This window comes from Dechloromonas sp. A34, assembly GCF_026261605.1.
In the GTDB taxonomy this organism is placed as follows: domain Bacteria; phylum Pseudomonadota; class Gammaproteobacteria; order Burkholderiales; family Rhodocyclaceae; genus Azonexus.
In genome coordinates, this window is record NZ_CP102486.1 from 3,879,736 (window position 1) to 3,896,570 (window position 16,835).

Here is a 16,835-nt window from a genome sequence, read left to right on the forward strand (position 1 = left end):
TGTCTTGATAGCGAAAAGGCTCCGTCCTGCCAAGAGCGGCCGGAATCACTGGTAGCGCAAGGCCTCGATCGGGTCGAGCTGCGCCGCCTTGCGCGCCGGATACCAGCCGAAGAAGATGCCGACCGCAGCCGCCACCGCGAAGGCAACCAGCGCGGCAGTGCCGGAAATGACGACGACCATGCCGGTGACGATGTTGATGCCGAGCGCGATGGCCAGCCCGAGCACCAGGCCAAGCAGGCAGCCGGCGAAGGAAATCATTACCGCCTCGAGCAGGAACTGGGTCAGGATATCTTGCTGGCGTGCGCCGATCGCCATCCGGATGCCGATTTCGCGCGTCCGCTCGGTGACCGAGACGAGCATGATATTCATGATGCCGATGCCGCCGACGAGCAGCGAAATCGAGGCGATGGCACCGAGCAGGATCGACATCGTGCGCGTCGTCTCGGCTTCGGATTCGGCGGCGGCTGACAGGTTGCGCATGAAGAAGTCGTCGGGCACCCCGTCGCGCAGACGGTGGCGCTGGCGCAACAGCGTGGTGACGCTGTCCATGGCGCGCGGCATCGCCTCGGCCGATTCGGCCTGGACCATGATCATCCGCACCGAGCCCAGGAAGGGCGTGCCGAATACCTTGCGCTGGGCGGTGCTGAGCGGAATGATCACGGTGTCGTCCTGGTCGCGCCCATCGAGGTTCTGCCCCTTGCTGCCGAGCACACCAATCACCGTAAATGGATTCTGCAGGATGCGCATCGTCTTGCCGACCGGGTCTTCGTCGCCGAACAGGTTCTGGGCGACGGTCTTGCCGATCAGGGCGACGCGGGTCGAGGAGCGCACATCGGAATCGCCGAAGGCAGCGCCATTGACGATATTCCAGGCGCGTGCCTCGAGATAGGACGGCGTCGTCCCCACGACCTGGGAACTCCAGTTCTGCGAGCCATAGACCAGTTGTCGTGTGCCCTGATGGGTCGGCGCCACATTGGCCACCCCATCGAGTTCGCTAATCGCCTCGGCATCGGCAACGTTGAGCGTCGGCCCGCCGGCCGACCCGCTGCGCACGCCGGCGGTCGTCGAGGAGCCGGCGAGCACGATGAAGAGGTTGGAGCCCATGGTGCTGATCGTCTGCTGCACGGCGTACTGCGCGCCCTGTCCGATGGCCAGCATGATGACCACGGCACCGACGCCGATCACCATGCCGAGCATGGTCAGCGCCGTGCGCAGGCGGTTGGCACCCATCGCCAGCCAGGCTTCGCTGAGCATGGCTTTCAGCATGGCGCGTGCTCCGTCAGGTGGTCGCCGACGATCTCGCCGTCGAGAAACTTGACCTGGCGCTTGGCGTGGGCCGCGATGTCCGGCTCGTGGGTGACCAGCACGATGGTGATCCCTTCGGCGTTGAGTTCGCCGAACAGGCGCATGATTTCTTCGCTGGTGTGGCTGTCGAGATTGCCGGTCGGCTCGTCAGCGAGAATCAGACGCGGCTTGTTGACCAGGGCACGGGCGATCGCGACGCGCTGCTGCTGGCCGCCGGAAATGCGGCTGGGCAACGACTCGGCATACTTGCCGAGGCCGACCTTGTCGAGCAACTCGCGGGCGGAGGCACGGCGACTTTCTTTGTCGGCGCCGGCATAGACCAGCGGCAGCGCGACATTGTCCTGCAGGCTCATCCGCGGCAGCAGGTTGAAGCCCTGGAAGACGAAGCCCAGCGTCCGGTTGCGCAGGATGGCCAGGGCATCCTTGTCGAGATGGGCGACGTTGTGGCCGGTCAGATAGTAATCGCCGATGGTCGGCGTATCGAGGCAGCCAAGCAGGTTCATGAAGGTCGATTTACCCGAACCGGAAGGCCCCATGATCGCGATGTACTCGCCCGGCCCGACGTCCAGATTGACGCCGCGCAGCGCCGGGAACAAGCCGGCGGCGGTTTCGTACGACTTGCCCAGGCCGACGACCCGGATGACGGACTCGGTCATCAGAACATCCGCATGCCGACGCTGGACGGCGGCTTGACGCCGTTCGAATTCTCGCCGGTAACGATGCGATCGCCGGCCTTCAGGTCGCCGCCGACGATCTCTGTATTGCGGTTGTCGGTAATACCGAGCTGGACGCTGACCGGCTTGATTTCGCCGTCCTGCAGCACATGGACCGTGCCGCTCTGGCCGTCGCGCTTCTTGCCCTTGCCAGCCCCCGCCCCGCGCGGCCCACGCGTGCCACCACCCTCCGGAGCAGCCGCCGGCGCCGGAGCCCCGGCCACCGCCTGGACCTTCTGCCCATTCTCCGGCTTCTTGTCGGCAGCGTCGGCCGGCTTGAAGCGCAGCGCGGCATTCGGCACCAGCAGCACATCATCGCGCTTCTGGACAGCGATATTGACGTAGGCCGTCATGCCCGGCAGCAAGACCAGTTCCGGGTTGGCAACATTGATCCGGACGTTGTAGGTGACGACGTTCTGCTGATTGGTCGGGTTCAGGCGAATCTGCTGCACGTCGCCGATGAAGCTGCGGTTGGGGAAGGCATCGACGGTGAAGCGCGCCTTCTGGCCCTCGCGGATCAGGCCGATATCGGCTTCGGCGAAGCTGGTGTCGATGCGCATCTCGGAAAGATCCTGGGCGATCTTGATCAGCACCGGCGTCTGGAAGCTGGCCGCTACCGTCTGACCGAGATCGACGACGCGGTCGACGACGACGCCATCGACCGGCGAACGGATCACCGTGAAATTGAGGTTGGCCCGGTCGCGCTCGTTCTGCGCCCGCGCCAGAGCCAATTGGGCCTGTGCCGACTTCAGGGCCTGGCGGGACTGGTCGTACTCCTGTTTCGAAACATATTCCTGGGCTAACAGCTGCCGGATACGCACCTCGTTGACCTGGGCCAGTTCCAGGGTGGCCTGGGCATTGGCGACACTCGCCGCGCTTTGCCGCTCGGTCGCCGAAACCAGTGCATCGTCGAGTTCGAGCAGGGGCTGCCCCTTTTTCACCGTATCGTTGAAATCGACATAGAGCTTCTTCACGGTACCGGAGACCTGCGTCCCGACGCTGACCAGCACGACCGGGTTCAAGGTGCCGTTGGCTGAAACGGTTTGCGTGACGTCGCCCTTTTCGACGCTCGCCAGCTTGTACCGGGTTTCCGGGTTCTGCGCGGCACGCTGCTTGGCGTACCAGACGCCGCCGCCGATCAGGCTGCCGGCAATGGCGACGCCGAGAATAATCTTGCTGATGCGTTTCATGGTCTTCCTTCCGCTGCCGGTTGCAGCAGCGTGTAATCGAGCGCGCCCATGGTCTGGGCCAAGGTGGCGCGGAAAACATTCCAGTCGAGTTCAGCCTGAATGCGCTGCAGGCGGGCACTGGCCAGGGCGCTTTGCGCCGTCAGCAGTTCAAGCACGGTGCCGACGCCAGCCCTGTAGCGACCGAGGGCGACGCGCTCCGACTGCTCGGCGCTGGCCACCAGATCGGCCGTCGTTTTCAGGCTCTGGGTGGCCGTGGTCAGGCTCTGGTAGGCACGCCAGACATCGAGCGCCACCTGCGACCGCAGCCGGTCGCGCTGCGCCGCCCGGACTTCGGCCTGCGCCGCCGCCGAGCGGACGCGGTAGGTGGTGTCGAAACCCGTGAACAGCGGCACGTTGAGGGTCAGCCCGACATTGCCACCGTTGCTGACGACGCCGCCGACATCCTGCCAGGTCGGATCGGTCGCCAGCGACAGGGTCGGGCGGCCCTGGGCCCGGGCCAGGTCGACACTGGCTTCGGCGGCCTTGACCTGGGCTTCGGCGGCCTGCAGATCGGGGCGGCGCGCCCGGGCATCGGCAATCAGCGCGTCGACATCGCGCTGGAAGGCGGCATCGGGCATCACCGCCGGAATCTCGGCCAGGGCCATCCGCTGCTGGGCGTCGAAACCCATCGCGTTGGCCAATGCGCCAAGCGCGTTCCGGGCGTCGCCCTCGGCCCGGATCCGGTTCAGCGTCGCCTGCGACAGCGCCGTCTGCGCCTGCAGCCGGTCGGCCGGGGTGCCGACGCCAACGTTGTAACGGGCATCGGCAGCGGCAAAGCTCTCGCGCGCCGCGCGTTCTGCCTCGCCGGTAGAGATCACCGCCGCCCGTGTCGCCTGGGCCGTGTAATAGGTTTGCAGTGCCGCCAGGAAGAGACTCTGGACCGTGGCATTCTGGGTCGAGGCCGCGGCATTCAGCAATTGCCGGGCATTCTCGATATTGGCCGAGCGCTGGCCGAAATCGAAAACCAGCCAAGACAAGGTCAGCGCCGCGCTACTCTGATTGGTGCCGCGCCCTTCGCTGACCGTGCGGCCGGTGCTCAGCCGGGCATCGAGACCGGGCAGCCAGGCCGCCTGGGCGACCCCGACCTGCGCCGCCTGAACGCGCGCCGCAGCCCACACTTCGCGGGTCTGCGGATTGTTGCAAAGGGCGAGGTCGACGGCATCGATGGCCGTCAGCGGCGTGGCTGGAATCTCGGTGGCACAGGGCGCTTCGCCGACGCGGGCGGCCAGTTGCGGCGACGGCCGGAGCGGTGCCATGCCCTCGGTATCAAAGGGTCGTTCAGCCCGCCGGCCAGGGCGGGAAGGCTCAGGCAGCACAACAAGGCAAATGATCGGCTAAATGGATTCGACATGGCCGCTAGTTTAGCCGGAGCGGCGCGCGACTGGCTGTTAGCAATTGTTACTGGTGCGCTGCATTCCGGGCGGCCCAATCCATCGCCAACAAGCGGGAAGGCAATTCCGCTCAGGCCGTCATTGCGAGACCCGCCTCAGCACAACCGCCAGTTCCGGATAAGTGCCCAGCCAGCCGGCTTCGATACGTTGCCGGATCCGGATGGAATCGGCGATCTCGCGAGCCGCAGCCGAGCGCTCCAGCAGGTTCGGGAAAGCTTTCTCGGCATCGACCAGCAAGAAGATTCGCATCAGCAGATCACCGCACTCCCGGTAGTACTTTGGATCGGGGCCGGGATGGTCACCGGAATCGCAGGCATCGAGATAGGCCGCCGACGCGGCGGCAGTTGCCTCGAGGGACTGCAGGGTGCTCTGATTAAAGCCGAACATGGCGGCCCTTCTTTCGATAGCCTGAGGAACGTAGATATTCCAAGGTTAACGGAACGTCGTTAGCCTGTCAGCGAACTATTTCACAAAAAGCTGAAATGACATCGAATTGCACCGGGAATCCCTCTGACTAGCCCGATGCAATGCCACGCCACCTCAGGCCAGTTGAAACCGGCGCGCGCTTTGCCGGGCTAGCGCAACCATCGCGGACAGACGCTCCGCCGGCACCGCCAGTTCCTCGCCGACAATTTCGCCGACCCGCCCGATACAGGCTTCGGCTGCCCAGGCATCGAGAAACAGGGCGCGGCTGCGCCGGGCCAGGATGTCGTCGATCGTCCGCGCCGCTTCGTGGCGCAGCGCGAAGCGGACCATGGCCTCGCTGAGCTCTAGATCGGGATGCAGCAGCCGGTCATGGCCGGGCAATTCGGCGAGCCGCGGCGTGTCGCTGCCGTAAGGCCCCGTGGCCTGGCCATTCCAGCCATGCAGTTTCAGGGCAGCCGTTGTGCACGGCACGGCTGGCAGGCCGCCGACCCGGGCGGCGCGGTCGACGACCTGTTCGGCCATCAGCCGGTACGTGGTCCATTTGCCGCCGGCCACGGTGACCAGACCGCCAGTGCTGACCAGCACGGCATGTTCGCGGGACAACGCGGCGGTGTTTCCGCCACCGTCATGCGCCGGGTGGAGCAGCGGGCGCAGGCCGGCGAAGGCACTGCGGATGTCGGCGCGCTGCGGTGCCCGGGCGAGCACGCCGGCCGCCGTCCGCAACAGGAAATCGACCTCCTCGGCAAACGGCTGCGGCGTATCCGGCAGGTCGCGGCGCGGGGTATCGGTGGTGCCGAGCAGCACCTTGCCCTGCCAGGGAATGGCGAACATCACCCGGCCGTCTTCGGTTTCCGGGATCAGCAGCGCCGTGCCGCCGGGCAGGAAATCGGCATCGAGTACGAGATGGATGCCCTGGCTGGGAGTCAGCACCGGCCCGGCATCCGGCGTCTCGAAGCGGCGCACGGCATCGGCATAGACGCCGGTGGCGTTGATCACCACTTTGGCCTGCAGTTCGAAAGTCTCGCCACTTTCGGCATCCGTGGCGACCACCCCGCAGACTTGGTCGCCGGCCTTGAGCAGGCCATTGACCGGCAGGTAGTTCAGGCAGGTCGCGCCGAGCTCGCTGGCGGTGCGCATCAGCGCGATGGCCAGCCGGGCGTCGTCGAACTGGCCGTCCCAGTAGCGCACGCCACCACGCACCCCTTGGGCCAGCAGTCCGGGCAAGGCGGCCAGGACCTCGGTCCGGTCGAGAAGGCGCGAGGGGCCAGATTGTGCGCCCCGGCCAGCAGGTCATAGAGCTTCAGCCCGCTGCGGTAGAACAGGCGCTCGACCGCCGAGCGGGCGGGAATGATGAAAGGCAGCGCCAGCACCAGATGGCCGGCATTGTCGAGCAGGCGGCGGCGTTCGATCAGGGCGTGGCGGACCAGTGCCAGGTCGCCCTGGCGCAGGTAGCGCACGCCGCCATGAATCAGCTTGGTGCTGCGCGACGAGGTGCCCGAGGCGTAGTCGCCGCGTTCGAGCAGCAGCGTGCGATAGCCACGCTCGGCGGCATCGACCGCGGCGCCCAGGCCGCTCGCCCCGCCGCCGATGATCAGGACATCCCAGACCTGGCCGCTACGCAGGGTGGCCAGTTGCTCGGCACGGCTCGGGGTGTCGGCCATCACTCCGCCTCCACCCAGTGCAGCGAGCGTTCCACGGCCCGCCGCCAGCCGGCCAGCGCCGTCGCCCGCCAGTCGGCCGAACGCGTGGGCTCGAAGCGGCGATCGACCTGCCAGAGGGCGCTCAGTTCAGCTTCATCCTGCCAGAAGCCGACCGCCAGACCGGCCAGGTAGGCGGCGCCAAGGGCAGTCGTCTCGGTGATGGTCGGGCGGACGACCGCCACTCCGAGCAGGTCGGCCTGGATCTGGAGCAGCAGGTCGTTGGCCGCCGCCCCGCCGTCGACACGCAGTTCGGCCAGCGGGTGGCCGGCGTCCTGCTCCATGGCGATCAGCACTTCGGCGCTCTGGAAGGCGATGGCCTCGAGCGCGGCGCGGGCGATCTGGGCGCGGCCGCTGCCCGGGTCAGGCCGAGCAGGGCGCCGCGGGCATGCGGATCCCAGTATGGTGCGCCGAGGCCGGTATGGGCCGGCACCAGATAGACGCCGCCGCTGTCCGGCACCGAGGCGGCCAGCGGCTCGATCTCGGCGGCGCTGGCGATCATGCCGAGGCCGTCGCGCAGCCACTGGACGACGGCGCCGCCCATGAAGACGCTGCCTTCAAGCAGGTAGGTTGTCTGGCCGTCATAGCGCCAGCCGACCGTACTCAACAGCCGGTGGTGCGAGGGCACCGCCTGCCGGCCGGCATTCATCAGCTGGAAACAGCCGGTGCCGTAGGTATTCTTGGCCATGCCGGGCGCCAGGCAAACCTGTCCGAAAGTCGCCGCCTGCTGGTCGCCGGCCAGGCCGGCCAACGGGATTTCGCTGCCCAGCCACTCGGCGTCGATGGCGGCCACCACCCCGCTGCTGTCGACGACGCGCGGCAAGAGGGCGGCCGGGATGTCGATCCGGGCGAGCAGTTCCTCATCCCAGGCACCGCGCCGGAGGTCGAACAACAAAGTTCGCGAAGCATTCGAGGGGTCGGTAACATGGGCCCGCCCGCCGGTCAGTTTCCACGCCAGCCAGCTATCGACAGTGCCGAAGGCGAGTTCGCCCTTTTCCGCCCGCTGGCGGGCGCCGGGAATATGGTCGAGCAGCCAGGCCAGCTTGGTGCCGGAGAAATATGGGTCGAGCCGAAGCCCGGTCCGCTGCTCAAACAGTTCGCTGTGGCCAGCGGCGGCAAGCGCCGCACATTGTCCGGCGGTCCGCCGGTCCTGCCAGACGATGGCCGGGGCCACTGCCTGCCCCGTGCGGCGATCCCAGAGCACCGTGGTTTCACGCTGGTTGGCGATGCCGATGGCGGCGACCTGCCCGGCCGTTACCCCGTTCTCACGCAGCACGGCACGCGCCACCGCGAGCTGGCTCTGCCAGATTTCCTCGGCATCCTGCTCGACCCAGCCGGGTTGCGGATAGGACTGGGCGAAGGGCTGCTGGCTGAGGCCGCAGAGCCGGCCCTGGCGATCGAACAAAATCGCCCGCGAACTGGTCGTGCCCTGGTCGAGGGCCAGGACATAGTGGCTGTTACGGTCGGCGGTGGCACTCATGGCATCCCCTGAATGGTCATTCCCAAGGCTGGCACTAGCGTCCACAGAAGGGCGCGGTGCCGTCCCGGCCACGGCGTTCCGGGCGCTGCATGGTCGTCCGGACCAGACCCGTGGTGCCGTCGAACAGTACATCGAAACGGGCCAGACGGCTGAAGTCGTCACAGAACAGCCACTCCCAGACCAGTTCGTCGCGCGCCTCGAAATAGACCGTCCATTCCGGCGCCGGTGGGCCGAGCAGGCGCAGCACCGCCGCCTGGTCGCTCTTCCCCGTCTCGATGCGGGCGAAATGGGGTACATCCAGGACGTTCTCGATCTTCTGCAAGCGACCGTCGGCTCCGATGAATACCATGTAGGTGTGCGGACCCAAGGGGCCGCGCGGATAGGCCAGCTGCTCACCGCCGTCGGCGGCTTGCCAGCGCATGGCCGGTTCGCCCATTTCAGCCAGCACTTCGGCGCGGCCGGAAACGCCCGTCTGGAGTCGGCTTCCGGCATAGCCGGTGCAGCCGCTCAGGGTCAGGCAGAGCGTGAAAAACAGCCCGGCAAGTTTGATCATCGAAGCATTCCCCATGATTGACTTCTTGCTGCAATCCCCTGCAGCCAATTGTGCGCCCCTCGGCGGAAGATGGCGAGCCGGCCCCTTGGGAGGCTAACTCCCGGGCGCTAGTACCACAAATTCAAAGACTGGCACTAGACTAGGCGGCCGTCATCCAGAAAGAACAGTTCCTTGTCTTCCAGCTTCCGGTCCGGCGCCCGCGAGGGCTTCTTCGCCTTCCTCCCCCTCTCGGTCGGCCTCGTCCCCTGGGCACTGGTCATGGGCATGGCGATGGCCAGCACCGGTTTCTCGCCGCTGCAGGCGATGGGCATGAACATCATCGTCTTCGCCGGCACCGCCCAGCTCGGCACCCTGCCGCTGATCGCCGCCGAGGCGCCGCTCTGGCTGATCGTCACTACCGCGCTCGCGCTGAACCTGCGCTTCGTCATCTTCAGCGCTGCCATCGCCCCCGGCTTTCGCGGCGTCGGCACCCCGGCCCGCTGGCTGGCCGGCCACCTGCTGACCGACGGCGTGTTCGCGACCTGTCTCGACAAGATGATGAAGGTCGAGGACCCGCACTGGCGGCTCGGCTACTACCTGGCGCCGGCCATCTGGTCGTGGCTGCTTTGGCAGGTATTCGCGCTGATCGGCATCTACGCCGCCGGCTTCATCCCCAAGCAATGGTCGCTCGAATTCATGGCGACCATCGCCCTGATCGTGCTGCTCGTTCCCATGGCCCGCATCCGCCCGATGCTGGTCGCGGCCCTGGTCGGCGGGCGAGCGCCACGCTGTTGCGCGACATCCCGCTGCGCCTCGGCGTCGTGGTCGGCATCTGCGCCGGCATTGCCGCCGGCTTCGCGGCCGAACACTGGGAGCACCGGAGGAAATAACCATGACCTACGACGCCTCGCTGTGGCTAATCTTCATCCTGATCGCGCTGGCCACGACGCTGCCGCGCGCCAGCTTCATCGTGCTCGGCAACCGCGTCGCCCTGCCCTCGGTGCTCCAGCGCGCCCTGCGCTATGCCCCGGCCGCCGCCCTGGCGGCAATCGTCGTGCCCGACGTGCTGGTCGTCGGCGGCGTGGTCGAGGTCTTCAACCCCAAGCTCGCCGCGGCGATCGCCGCCGTCGCCGCCGCGCTGGCCTGGCGCAACCCCTGGCTGCCCTTCATCGCCGGCATGGCAGTGCTGCTCGGCCTGCGCTACCTGCTCGGCGGCTAGTCGGCCAAGCTCAGAAAGTGGTCGAGGATATTGAAATGGTCTTCGAAGAACAGCCCTTCCATCGCCGGCAATTCGGCGACTGGCACCCATTTGGCCAGGGCGGCATCGTCGGCCCCGGCCACTTCCGGCAGCCGGCACTGGCCGAGCTCGAAGCGGTGGGCGTGGGTGATGGTGCGGCCGCGCAGGCTGCGGTCGGGGTGGTCGAAGACGGCGACTTCGGTCAGTGCCGCTTCCAGCGTCGAATCGAGCAGGGCCAGCCCGGTTTCCTCGCGCAGTTCGCGGATCGCGCCCTGCAAGACCCGCTCGCGCGGCTCGAGAAAGCCGCCGGGCAGCGCCCATAGCCCCTTGCCCGGCGCCTGCCCGCGTTCGACGAGCAGCACATGGTCGGCCGCCGTGACCACGGCATCGACCGTGACAAAGGGGCCGCTGCCCCAGATCCGCTTGTTGTCCTCGATGGCCAGGTGTTCGCCGCGCAGGCGGGCGAACGGCGGCAACTGCGCCCAGCCCTTGAGGTAATGCCCGATAGCCGGCGGCAGCAAGCCGCCGAGCAAGGCCTGGGTCGCCGCCGCGTCCTCGCCTTCGAAATAGATACGGCGGATGGCGGTGGCGTCGATTTCACCGTATGACGGCGCGGCGACGAATTCCCAGCCGGGAAAGCGCTTCAGGTAGTGGCTGGAGGCATCCTTCAGGTGTCCAACCAGAGCGATCCGCGCGCTCGGAGTGCAGTAGCTCGCGACCTCGGCGGCGACCGCCTCGCCCCAGCGCCGGTCGTCGTAATAGTCGCGGATCGGCACGAAGCGAACACGATGCCGGCTTTCCGAATCGAGGGTGGTCGCGATCATGATGGCGCGCTCCTCCCAAGTGAAGGGATTCTTGACATTGCGCGCCGCATGCGCCGAACCAAGCACCACGATGACCTGCGGCGCGCTGGCCAGGGCCTTGGCGAGCAGGGCGGCATGGCCGTTGTGGAAGGGCTGGAAACGGCCGATGAGGACCGCCACATCGTAAGTTCCGTTGCTGTTCATGGCTGCTCCCTCAGTCGTATTTGGCGGCGATCGGCATCTGCCGCCCGCTGCCGAAGGCCCGGCCGCGCAGGCGCAGGATGGCGGGCGCCTGGCGGCGCTTGTATTCGTTGCGGGCGATCATCCGCCGGACCTTGGCGACCAGGGCCTGTCCTTCCGGGCTGGCGGTCAGGCCGGCGTAGGCGGTTTCGACGGCGGCCCGCTCGTCGGCGCCGAGGCGCGGCCCCTCGATCAGCACCTTGAGGATGCAGTCGAGGACCGGGTAAGGCGGTAGACTGTCGCTATCGCGCTGGTCCGGCGCCAGTTCGGCCGATGGCTCCTTGTCGATGATGCTGTCCGGGATTAGCTCGCGACCGGCATCGGCGTTGAGGTGGCGGCTGAGATCGAAGACCTCGGTCTTGTAGAGGTCGCCGATCAGCCCCAGGCCGCCGTTGGTGTCGCCGTAGAGGGTGCAGTAGCCGACCGAGATTTCGCTCTTGTTGCCGGTGGTGAGCAGCAGGTGGCCGTAGCTGTTGGAAAATTCCATGAGCAGCGTGCCGCGCACCCGGGCCTGCAGGTTCTCCAGCGCCAGGCCGCAAAGGGGCTGGCCGAAGGTCTCGGCGAAACCGGCTTCGTACTCGCCGACGATGGCGCGGATCGGGTGTTCGTGGAGCTTGATGCCGAGGTTGCGGCAGAGCGCTACCGAATCGTCGACGCTGCCGCTGCTCGAAAAGCGCGAGGGCATGGTGATGGCGACGACGTTGTCGGAGCCGAGCGCTTCGACGGCCAGGGCCAGGGTCAGGGCGCTGTCGATGCCGCCCGAGGAGCCGACCACGACCTGCCGGAAGCCGCAACGCCGGGCGTAGTCGCGCAGGCCGAGGACGATCTGCCGGCGATAGAACTCCATGACCGGCAACCCGGCGCTCGGCACCGGCGGCAAGGCGGCACCGTCGGCGGCGAGGAAGCGGCCGTCGGCCAGTTGCAGCGTGGTGACCGCTTCGGCGAAGCGCGCCGCCTCAAAGACGACGCCCTCCGCCGGCGTCACCGCGAAGGACGCACCGTCGAAGACCAGCTGGTCATGGCCGCCGACCTGGTTGACGTAGACCAGCGGCAACTGGTGGCGCCGGCTGGCGGCGGCGAACAGCCGCTGGCGCTGCTCGCGCTTGCCGACATTGGACGGACTGGCATTGATCGAAACAATCAGGTCGGGGGCCGCATCGGCCAGGCGGGCGAAAGGATTGACGGCGTAGTCGTCGCCGGCGTCGTTCCAGCCATCCTCGCAGATCAGGAAGCCGACCTGGGTGCCGTCCACGCGCAGCACGCGGCCGACATCCGGCCCCGGCTCGAAGTAGCGGTGCTCATCGAAGACGTTGTAGGTCGGCAGCAGCTGCTTGGCGTAGCGCAGCACGACTTCGCCGTCGCGCAGGACGAGCAGGCTGTTCTCCAGCGCCTTGCCCGGCCCGCTGCGCCGGGTCGGGGCGCCGACCACCCAGCACAGGCCGGGCGTGGCCCGCGTCGCTGCGGCCAGTTCCGCGAGCGCCCGGTCGCAGCGGGCGAGGAAATCGGCTTCGTCGAGCAGGTCGCCGGGCAGGTAGCCGGTCAGCGACAGTTCGGGGAAAACCACCATCTGCGCCCGCTCGGCCGCGGCCTGGGCTGCCGCCTGGCGCATCAGTTCGAGATTGCCGGCCAGATCGCCGATCGTCGGGTTGATCTGGGCCAGCGTGATGCGAAAGGCCGTCATGACGCCACCTCCGAATGATTGAAGACCTGGCGCAGATAGGCGAGGAAGGTCTGATCGTCGCACAGCGTCTTGCCCGGCGAATCGGACAGTTTGGCCACCGGCTGGCCGTTGCAGGCGGTGATCTTCATGACGATGTTCAAGGCCTTGTGCGGCGTGTCGTTGGTCAGGTTGGTACCGATCCCGTAGGAGGTCGGGATGCGCCCGCGGAAACGCTTGTAGAGCGCGATCGCCCTCGGCAGGTCGAGGGCGTCGGAGAACACCAGGCGTTTGGTCATCGGGTCGATGTTGAGCTTCTGGTAGTGGGCGATGGCTTTTTCGGCCCACAGCACCGGGTCGCCGGAATCGTGGCGCAGGCCGTCGAAGAGCTTGGCGAAGTAGAGGTCGAAATCGGCCAGGAAGGCGTCCATGCCAACGACGTCGGTCAGGGCGATTCCGAGGTCGCCGCGATATTCCTGGACCCAGGCTTCGAGCGAGGCCTTCTGGAAATCGCGCAGCCGGAAGCCGAAGGCCTGGAAGGCCTGCAGGTATTCGTGGGCCATGGTGCCAATCGGAATCAGGCCGCACTGCTTGGCCAGATAGACGTTCGAGGTGCCCCGGAAGTGCTCGGGCAGCGCCTCGGCCAGCGTGCGCACCACTTCATCGTGCCAGACCCCGGAATAGCGGCGGCGCAGGCCGAAATCGATGAAGGTGAAGGTCTCGTCGCCGGCCACCAGGTTGGCACCCTCGCCCCGGACCAGGGCGATCTTGGCCGCCAGGCGCTCGCGCGCCGCGGCCAGCACCGCGACATCGTGCGGCAGGCGGCGGAAATACAGCTCGTTGACGATGTAGAGCACGAAGATTTCGAAAGCCATGACATGGACCAGCGGCCCGCGCGCCACGATGCTCAACTGCTCGCCGACCGCCCTGACCTCGAGGAAGCGACGCTGGAAGCGGAATACCGAGAGGAAATCAACGAAATCGCTCTTGATGAAACGCAGACCGCGCAGGTAAGCCAGTTCGTCCTCGGCGAAGCTCAGGCTGCACAGGCGGCCGAGTTCGGCCTCGACGTCGGCCTTCAGTTCGGCCAGCGGATAGGCCGGGGTGTTGCGGCAGACAAATGTGTACTCGGCCTGCGCGCCGGGGTGGCTGTGCAGCAGAGCCTGCCACATGGTGAATTTGTAGAGGTCGTTTTCCAGCAGGCTGCGAACGACGGGTGCCTGGATGCTCTGGTTCATGTTCTGTTTTCCCGATTCAGCGGTTGGCCAGCAATTCCGGCAGGATCTCAGTCGAGGTGGCGATCTGCACGCCGCGCCGGCGCATGTCATCGACAAAGTCGACATATTGCGCCTCGAAACCGGCCACCGGGCTCATGCAGTCGCTCAGCAGGACCAGCTTGCCGAGCTCGGCGGCGGCGAAGTTTTCGACAATGTGCTCGGTCGTCGCCTTGACGCAGTGGCTGCCCGCCTCGCCAGCGATCAGCACACGATCGGCCTGCCGCAGGCGGGCGACGAAGGCCGTGTTGAGCTGCGTCGCCGGATCGTCGGCCAGCGGCACTTCGGCCTTCAGCGCGCTGTAGTGCTCGGTCCAGGGGTTGCTGCCCTTGCACACCTTGTCGACCATCCCGACCCGCGCCGCTTCCCAGGCGTTGTAGGCGCGGCGCACGTCGTCATGGACGTTGTGGCCCCAGCTGCCGATTTCGCAGTGCACCGGCCACACCATGTGGGCGTACCGGCCGTTCGCCTCCAGCACCTCGAGATAGGCCAGCACGCGCGGCAAGGCCTCGGCCAAACGGGGCCGGAATTGCCCCTCGCGGACATTGGCGGCCGAGATCGGCGTGAACGGGGCAACAGGAGAACCATCGCCCTGGCACCAGAAGGTCGGGTGGGCGATATCGACATGCTGGTGCGAATCCAGGGTCACCGTGATGGCGCTGAGGCCGGCCCCGCCCTGTTCGATGAGCGCCGCGACACGCTGCATGTCGGCATGGGCGCCGACCACCGGCAGCGCCGGGACGGTGGCAGCGAGGGTACGGTAGTCCGCGGGCAGATCGCAAAAGTCGTTTTGCGGATCGATGATCACGAGGTGGATTTTCCGGTTTGCCATGATCGGCCTCCTGTTGTGGTGCACCTGCAATCGAGTGCACGACCTGACTATAGGTTAGTTAGTTTAATAATGCAACTTACTAAATTGCGAACCGTTAAAGCAGGCACCGGGCTCTCGTCACCAGCAGCCGTGACTTCGATTTATTGATATCCTAAGCACTCCGCATTCCCATCCGGCCTCCCTGCATGTCCGAGATCATTTGTACGGTCGATGTCGTCCTCCTCACGCTGCACGACCACCGCCTGCACGTCGCCCTGCTCAAGCGCGACCACGCGCCGTTTGCCGGCGTCCCCGCCCTGCCCGGTGGCTACATTCACGCCGACGAGGATGCCGACACGCGCGACGCCGCGATGCGCACGCTGCGCGAAAAAACCGGCATCGCCAGCCCCTACCTGGAACAGCTGGCGACCTTTGCGGGCCCCGGCCGCGACCCGCGCGGCTGGTCGATTTCGGTGGCCTACTACGCCCTGGTGCCGAGCACGCTGATCGACCAGACCAGCCACCCGGAAGTCGTGATGACCGCCATCGACCAACTGAAAGGCTTGCCTTTCGACCACCGGCAGATCGTCGACGCCGCCCTGCAGCGCGTGCGCGACAAGAGCAGCTATTCATCCCTGCCCGTTCATCTGTGCGGCAACACCTTCACCCTGCCGCAACTGCAGAATGTCTATGAAACCATCCTCGGCGAGCCGATCAACAAGGTCAGTTTTCGCCGCAAAATCGAGGAACTCGACATCCTGGAAGCCGTCGAGGGCCAGATGGAAACCGGCAAGGCCCACCGCCCGGCCCAGCTCTATCGACTGAAGAAACAATTCCGCCAGCACCTCGCGCTGACCGACCGCGGCCTGAATTCCACCGCCTAAGCCAAATTGGATTGCCCGGCCCGATTTTTGTTCGCCGAGCCACGCAAAGTCGCGATTCCAGACGGCAAGGCGTGCTGCAATGCGGTAAAATCGCGGGCTATGCTCTATCCACTCATCCGCAAATTCTTCTTCGCGCTCGACGCCGAAACTGCCCACGGCATCGGCATGAGCGGCGTCTCTTTCCTGAACGCCACCGGCTTTGCCGGCTGCCTGGCCAAACCGGTCGCCGCCTGCCCGGTCGAGGTCATGGGCCTCAAGTTCCCCAATCCGGTCGGCCTCGCCGCCGGCCTGGACAAGAACGGCGACTACATCGACGGCCTGGCTCGGCTTGGTTTCGGCTTCCTCGAAATCGGCACGATCACGCCCCGCCCGCAGGACGGCAATCCGCGCCCCCGCCTGTTCCGCATTCCGGAAGCGCAAGGCATCATCAACCGCATGGGCTTCAACAATGCCGGCGTCGATCGCCTGCTGGAGAACGTGCGGGCGGCGGAGTTCCCGAAGAAGGGCGGCATCCTCGGCATCAACATCGGCAAGAACGCGACGACGCCGATCGAGAAGGCGGCCGAGGACTACCTGATCTGCCTCGAGAAGGTGTACAACGACGCCAGCTACGTCACGGTCAACATCTCCTCGCCGAACACCAAGAACCTGCGCGAGTTGCAGAAGGACGATGCGTTGGACGATCTGCTCGCCCAGTTGAAGGCGAAGCAGGAACAGCTGGCTGAGAATTACGGCAAATACGTGCCGATGGCGCTGAAGATCGCTCCCGATCTCGACGACGCGCAGATCACCGCGATCGCCGACGCCCTGCGCCGCCACCGCATGGACGGCGTGATCGCCACCAACACCACGCTGTCGCGCGACGGCGTCGAGAATTTGCCGAACGGCAACGAAACGGGCGGCCTGTCCGGCGCCCCGGTCTTCCGCAAGTCGACCGACGTGCTGAAAAAGCTGTCCACCGCGCTGGCCGGCGAACTGCCGATCATTGGTGTCGGCGGCATCATGGGCGGCGAGGATGCGGCCGAGAAGATCCGCGCCGGGGCCAGCCTGGTCCAGTTCTACAGCGGCTTCATCTACCGTGGCCCCGATCTGGTCAGCGAAGTGGCGGGAACCCTGGCTAACATCATGCGGAAAACCGTATAAGCCCATAAGCGGC

The 16,835-nt window shown here is 66.5% G+C and carries 16 protein-coding genes and 2 pseudogenes; 5 read left to right on the forward strand and 13 right to left on the reverse strand.

Annotated features, from left to right (window positions below; all coding sequences use genetic code 11):
• Positions 1 to 45: 45 nt before the first annotated feature.
• From NQE15_RS19375 to NQE15_RS19415, 9 genes and pseudogenes are all read right to left on the reverse strand, one after another.
• Positions 46 to 1,266, reverse strand: a complete 1,221-nt coding sequence (locus tag NQE15_RS19375; RefSeq protein ID WP_265943842.1) for an ABC transporter permease — start codon at positions 1,264 to 1,266, stop codon at positions 46 to 48.
• A complete protein-coding gene (locus NQE15_RS19380) occupies positions 1,260 to 1,961 on the reverse strand; it encodes an ABC transporter ATP-binding protein (protein ID WP_265943844.1) in 702 nt (233 codons plus the stop codon). The genes NQE15_RS19375 and NQE15_RS19380 overlap by 7 nt, the downstream gene beginning before the upstream one ends.
• Positions 1,961 to 3,208, reverse strand: a complete 1,248-nt coding sequence (locus NQE15_RS19385) for an efflux RND transporter periplasmic adaptor subunit (protein ID WP_265943846.1) — start codon at positions 3,206 to 3,208, stop codon at positions 1,961 to 1,963. The genes NQE15_RS19380 and NQE15_RS19385 overlap by 1 nt, the downstream gene beginning before the upstream one ends.
• Positions 3,205 to 4,503: a TolC family protein gene (locus tag NQE15_RS19390; RefSeq protein WP_265943848.1), complete on the reverse strand. Its 1,299-nt coding sequence runs from the start codon at positions 4,501 to 4,503 to the stop codon at positions 3,205 to 3,207. The genes NQE15_RS19385 and NQE15_RS19390 overlap by 4 nt, the downstream gene beginning before the upstream one ends.
• 213 nt (positions 4,504 to 4,716) lie before the next feature.
• The gene (locus NQE15_RS19395; protein ID WP_265943850.1) at positions 4,717 to 5,025 is read right to left on the reverse strand and encodes a hypothetical protein; all 309 of its coding nucleotides are present in this window, start codon (positions 5,023 to 5,025) and stop codon (positions 4,717 to 4,719) included.
• A gap of 153 nt (positions 5,026 to 5,178) precedes the next feature.
• The gene (locus tag NQE15_RS19400; RefSeq protein WP_265943852.1) at positions 5,179 to 6,288 is read right to left on the reverse strand and encodes a glycerol-3-phosphate dehydrogenase/oxidase; all 1,110 of its coding nucleotides are present in this window, start codon (positions 6,286 to 6,288) and stop codon (positions 5,179 to 5,181) included.
• On the reverse strand, positions 6,201 to 6,725 hold the full coding sequence (locus tag NQE15_RS19405) for an FAD-dependent oxidoreductase (protein ID WP_265943854.1): 525 nt from the start codon (positions 6,723 to 6,725) through the stop codon (positions 6,201 to 6,203). Before NQE15_RS19405 ends, NQE15_RS19400 begins: the two co-directional genes overlap by 88 nt.
• Positions 6,725 to 8,241: pseudogene (gene glpK / locus NQE15_RS19410) on the reverse strand (glycerol kinase GlpK). The gene NQE15_RS19405 and the pseudogene glpK overlap by 1 nt, the downstream one beginning before the upstream one ends.
• Positions 8,242 to 8,275: 34 nt before the next feature.
• Positions 8,276 to 8,794, reverse strand: coding sequence for a hypothetical protein (locus NQE15_RS19415; protein WP_265943855.1), 519 nt, complete (start codon positions 8,792 to 8,794; stop codon positions 8,276 to 8,278).
• Between the two features lie 270 nt (positions 8,795 to 9,064).
• Between NQE15_RS19415 and NQE15_RS23935 the strand changes: the two are divergent.
• The 3 genes and pseudogenes from NQE15_RS23935 to NQE15_RS19425 form a co-directional block, all read left to right on the forward strand.
• Positions 9,065 to 9,385, forward strand: a pseudogene (locus NQE15_RS23935) (AzlC family ABC transporter permease); the annotation flags it as partial.
• 68 nt (positions 9,386 to 9,453) lie between these two features.
• On the forward strand, positions 9,454 to 9,663 hold the full coding sequence (locus tag NQE15_RS23940; protein ID WP_323054914.1) for a hypothetical protein: 210 nt from the start codon (positions 9,454 to 9,456) through the stop codon (positions 9,661 to 9,663).
• A gap of 2 nt (positions 9,664 to 9,665) precedes the next feature.
• Entirely contained in the window at positions 9,666 to 9,992 is a 327-nt protein-coding gene (locus NQE15_RS19425; RefSeq protein WP_265943856.1) for an AzlD domain-containing protein, read from the forward strand.
• On the opposite strand, the gene NQE15_RS19430 is transcribed toward NQE15_RS19425, so the two are convergent.
• The 4 genes from NQE15_RS19430 to NQE15_RS19445 are packed head-to-tail and all read right to left on the reverse strand — an operon-like array spanning position 9,989 to position 14,816.
• The gene (locus NQE15_RS19430; RefSeq protein ID WP_265943857.1) at positions 9,989 to 11,017 is read right to left on the reverse strand and encodes a bifunctional nicotinamide-nucleotide adenylyltransferase/Nudix hydroxylase; all 1,029 of its coding nucleotides are present in this window, start codon (positions 11,015 to 11,017) and stop codon (positions 9,989 to 9,991) included. The two genes, NQE15_RS19425 and NQE15_RS19430, sit on opposite strands and share 4 nt — an antisense overlap.
• 10 nt (positions 11,018 to 11,027) lie before the next feature.
• Positions 11,028 to 12,734 carry an NAD+ synthase gene (locus tag NQE15_RS19435; RefSeq protein WP_265943858.1) on the reverse strand — a complete coding sequence of 569 codons (1,707 nt, stop codon included), beginning with the start codon at positions 12,732 to 12,734 and terminating at the stop codon, positions 11,028 to 11,030.
• Positions 12,731 to 13,948 (reverse strand): nicotinate phosphoribosyltransferase, encoded by a 1,218-nt coding sequence (gene pncB / locus NQE15_RS19440; RefSeq protein ID WP_265943859.1) that lies wholly within the window; start codon positions 13,946 to 13,948, stop codon positions 12,731 to 12,733. The genes NQE15_RS19435 and pncB overlap by 4 nt, the downstream gene beginning before the upstream one ends.
• A gap of 16 nt (positions 13,949 to 13,964) precedes the next feature.
• Positions 13,965 to 14,816, reverse strand: a complete 852-nt coding sequence (locus tag NQE15_RS19445; RefSeq protein WP_265943861.1) for a cysteine hydrolase — start codon at positions 14,814 to 14,816, stop codon at positions 13,965 to 13,967.
• A 185-nt stretch (positions 14,817 to 15,001) separates the two neighbouring features.
• On the opposite strand from NQE15_RS19445, the gene NQE15_RS19450 reads away from it, so the two are divergent.
• On the forward strand, positions 15,002 to 15,679 hold the full coding sequence (locus tag NQE15_RS19450; protein ID WP_265943863.1) for an NUDIX hydrolase: 678 nt from the start codon (positions 15,002 to 15,004) through the stop codon (positions 15,677 to 15,679).
• 99 nt (positions 15,680 to 15,778) lie between these two features.
• Positions 15,779 to 16,822: a quinone-dependent dihydroorotate dehydrogenase gene (locus tag NQE15_RS19455; protein ID WP_265943865.1), complete on the forward strand. Its 1,044-nt coding sequence runs from the start codon at positions 15,779 to 15,781 to the stop codon at positions 16,820 to 16,822.
• Positions 16,823 to 16,835 lie beyond the last annotated feature (13 nt).